The organism is Ramlibacter sp. (assembly GCF_035706265.1).
Classification (GTDB): domain Bacteria; phylum Pseudomonadota; class Gammaproteobacteria; order Burkholderiales; family Burkholderiaceae_C; genus Ramlibacter.
The window spans coordinates 1-3,177 of record NZ_DASSVG010000689.1 but is presented as its reverse complement, the minus strand read 5'-3'; the positions used below and the strand labels follow the sequence as shown (position 1 = coordinate 3,177).

4 protein-coding genes, 1 tRNA gene and 1 pseudogene are annotated in these 3,177 nt (G+C 67.5%); 3 read left to right on the top strand and 3 right to left on the bottom strand.

Annotation, left to right across the window (positions count from 1 at the left end):
• Positions 1 to 385 (bottom strand): annotated as a pseudogene (locus VFM98_RS24760) (hypothetical protein); the annotation flags it as partial.
• Positions 386 to 517: 132 nt separating this feature from the next.
• Here VFM98_RS24760 and VFM98_RS24755 point away from each other — a divergent pair.
• The 3 genes from VFM98_RS24755 to VFM98_RS24745 all read left to right on the top strand — a co-directional run bounded on the left by VFM98_RS24755 (position 518) and on the right by VFM98_RS24745 (position 2,099).
• Positions 518 to 593, top strand: a tRNA-Lys gene (locus VFM98_RS24755).
• 482 nt (positions 594 to 1,075) lie between these two features.
• Entirely contained in the window at positions 1,076 to 1,597 is a 522-nt protein-coding gene (locus VFM98_RS24750; RefSeq protein ID WP_325112552.1) for a DUF421 domain-containing protein, read from the top strand.
• A gap of 121 nt (positions 1,598 to 1,718) precedes the next feature.
• Complete coding sequence (locus tag VFM98_RS24745; protein WP_325112551.1) at positions 1,719 to 2,099, top strand: nuclear transport factor 2 family protein; 381 nt, start codon at positions 1,719 to 1,721, stop codon at positions 2,097 to 2,099.
• Positions 2,100 to 2,186: 87 nt separating this feature from the next.
• Here VFM98_RS24745 and VFM98_RS24740 read toward each other — a convergent pair whose 3' ends face one another.
• Entirely contained in the window at positions 2,187 to 2,390 is a 204-nt protein-coding gene (locus tag VFM98_RS24740; RefSeq protein WP_325112550.1) for a hypothetical protein, read from the bottom strand.
• Positions 2,391 to 2,521: 131 nt separating this feature from the next.
• The gene (locus VFM98_RS24735) at positions 2,522 to 2,908 is read right to left on the bottom strand and encodes a hypothetical protein (RefSeq protein WP_325112549.1); all 387 of its coding nucleotides are present in this window, start codon (positions 2,906 to 2,908) and stop codon (positions 2,522 to 2,524) included.
• Positions 2,909 to 3,177: the final 269 nt, after the last annotated feature.

The following is a 3,177-nucleotide window of genomic DNA, read 5'->3' as shown; positions in this document are numbered from 1 at the left end:
CCTCGGCCTCGTGCGCGCGTCCGGCCGCGAGGCCCTGCACCGCTTCCAACCGTCCGCCTGTGTAGAGCGGCCAGTCCGCGCTGAGCCCGAGCGAGCGCAAGTTGAAGGTGCGCGGCACCGAGAGCACCTGCGGCACCGGCGGAATGTCGAGCGCGGGCACGGCGGCGTCGACGGTGCCGATCAGCGGGTTGACCGCGTTGGCCAGCCGCGAGACGTCGAAATTGAGCGTGGTGGAAACGCGGCCCGTGAAGCCGGTGAGGCTCACGGCCGGGCCGGTGAGATTGGCCAGGGCCTCGGCCTGCAGCCGGCGCGCCTGCGCGAACGCGCCGGTGCAGCCGGCGAGGACAGCCGCGCAGGCCAGCATCGAGCATCTGCGAGTCAGCACTCCAGCGTGTCTTTCCTGCTCAGGCAACGAAGGCGGAATCTACACGCGATGCGCATGCACGTGGTGCGCTGCAGGCCAGGCGCCGCCCGGCCGTGCTATACTTCGCCCCCATCGCAGCCCCAACGCTGCCGGGGGTTCTTAGCTCAGTTGGTAGAGCAGCGGACTCTTAATCCGTAGGTCGTAGGTTCGAATCCTACAGGACCCACCACCCGCACAAAGGAAAAGCCGCTACGCAAACCGTAGCGGCTTTTTTCTTGGTGACCGTCTGGTGACACCACTTTCGATCCAGACGGCAGGCATGGCTTGCCCTGCAGAAGGGCCGTCCTACCCGCTTCGGCGGCAACGCGCCCGCCCAGAGGGCGCACTGGGCCCGACATGATGCACTCGTGCAATCCTTGTCGGGAGATCATGATGGCGGGAGCAAGCCGGACCACCGATCACCAGACCATCGCTGAGTGGGTCGAAAGCCGTGGTGGTCACCCTGCGCACGTGCGCCGCACATCGTCGAAGGACGATGTCGGCATCCTGCGGATCGATTTCCCGGGCGGCACGACGGCGCTACCGTGCAGGTGCTGAAGGACCAGCTGCACCGGTGAGCTTGCAGCTCCTGCCGCTGCTCCGCATGACACGAAAGGCGGCGTCCTGCGACGAGCCTGGCTGCCGGCTCGTCGCACCTCGATCACACCTGCCATGAACCTTCCCTCGCTGTTCTTCGGCGGTTGGCCATCGCTGGTGCGGATCATCGCCGTCGGCGTGCCGCTCTATGCCTTCCTGCTGCTGATGCTGCGCTGGGCCGGCAACCACAGCCTGGCCAAGAACAACGCATATGGGCTGGTCGTGACCGTCTCGATGGGCTCTGCGCTGGCTTCGGCGGTGCTCACCAGGCAGGTGACGTTCGCGGACGGTGCACTGGCGATCGCAACGCTGCTCGTGCTGCAGTACGGCTTGGCGCTTTGGATCAGCCGCTCGGCACATGCCGCCAAGCTCCTGACACAGCATCCGACGTTGCTCCTGAAGGACGGCAAGATGCTGCGGGAGGCGATGTTGCGCGACCGGGTGTCGGAAGCGGAAGTGCTCGCAGCGATCCGCAAGCAAGGGATCGGCTCCGTGGAGCAGGTTGCGGCGGTCGTGCTCGAATCGGACGGATCCTTCAGCGTGCTTGCGCATGCAGGAAGTACGGCGTCAGCGCTGCGGGACGTGCGAGGAATGTGAGCCTCGCCAGGCCGCTCGTCAGGGGCAGAGAATCCCCCTTGCGCGGAGCAGACTGGTGGCATGACGCACCGCTGCCTGCGCGTGAAGAGCCGCTGCGGGCGAGCCGCACTGGAGGCGATCAATGAGTCAGGCTGACAGCGTTCCTGCCACTTCCCCGAACCGCTCGGCTGCCGAGGTGTTCGAAAGTCACCTCGCGTTCCGCAAGCAGCACGACCTGGAACAGGACATCGCAACCAACTATTCCGAAGACGTGGTCCTGCTGACCCTCACCGGGATCTTCCGCGGCCTTCCGGGGCTCCGCGCGTGCGCCGCGGAACTGCAGGAGTACTTCCCTGACGGGCATTACGACTACAGGGTTCGGCTGGTGGAGGGCGAGATCGCCTTCCTGGCATGGTCCGGACGCTCCGCGACCGGCAAGGTCCACGATGGCGCGGACACGTTTCACATCCGCGACGGCAAGATCGTGGTCCAGACCATCCATTACACGGTTGACCGGGACTGATCCCGGACGCTGACGTCGAGCGCGCCACGCGTCCGGCTGGCGTTTCGATTGGTGTTTGCCGTCGCAGGCTGCGTGAATCGCCCCTCTTCAGGACTTCGCCTCCAGGCGTGCCAGGTCCGTCCTGAATAGTTCGAGCGTCACTTTCATCGTCTCCAGCAACGTCCTGGCGGCTGCTATCTGGCTCCCATCGGGAGCCATTCGAGCAATCCGCGCCGACTGTTCGTCGACGATGCGTGCACCTTCCTCGACGTGGCGGCGAGCGCGCCGCAACGCCGCTTCAGCCGTAGGCATGGTCCCTCCAGATGGAAGCCTCCGACTGTGCAGTATGCGCTTTCCGCAAGTGGCCGCGCAGGAAGGCGGATTCAGAATTCGTATCCGTAGCCGCGCAGCGCGGGCCGCGCCGCGAAGGTGCGTGAATCCGCTCAGCGCCCTGGTTCGATCTCAGAAGCGCGCGGGCATTGCCCCGCGTTCTGCGACGTCGCCGTGTCCAGTTCGCCTTCGCGGTACTGGCAGTCGTAGGCCGGCCCGTTCGGCACCCGGCCGGTCAGGCGGCGCACCCGCCCGCCCTCGTAGTAGTACGTGGCCAGCACCTGCATCGCTTCGGGCCGCGCGCGCTGCCCGTACCAGACGCGCTGGCAGCCGGTGACGCCGCGCGCCATGGTGGGCGGCCAGGTCGCGATGTCCAGGCCTTCGCGCACGCCGAAGACGGCGCCGCTCGGCACGGCTGACCGCTCGCAGTCGGCGCCGGCGAGGGCGGTGCCGCCGGGCGGCGTCTGGCAGCCGGCGAGCACCAGCACAGAGGAAAGCAAGGTCGCTGCAAGGATCCGCATGTCGCACCCGTGGGTCAGTGAGGCATTCGGGCCAGCGTAGCACCGCGCCCGCGGGGCGGGGGGCGCGGAAAAATCCCGGCCCGGTGACGGACGGCGCCCGACGCGGGCGGGCACCCCGGCCGGATCGTTTCTAATAGGGGGGTCCTGCCGCGGCTTCGTCGCGGCGCGCCCGTCCCGGGCGCCGGCCTTCGCGCCAAACCGTCCCTGGAACCATGTGCAGCGCACCGTCAAGGTGCGGAGGAAACGTC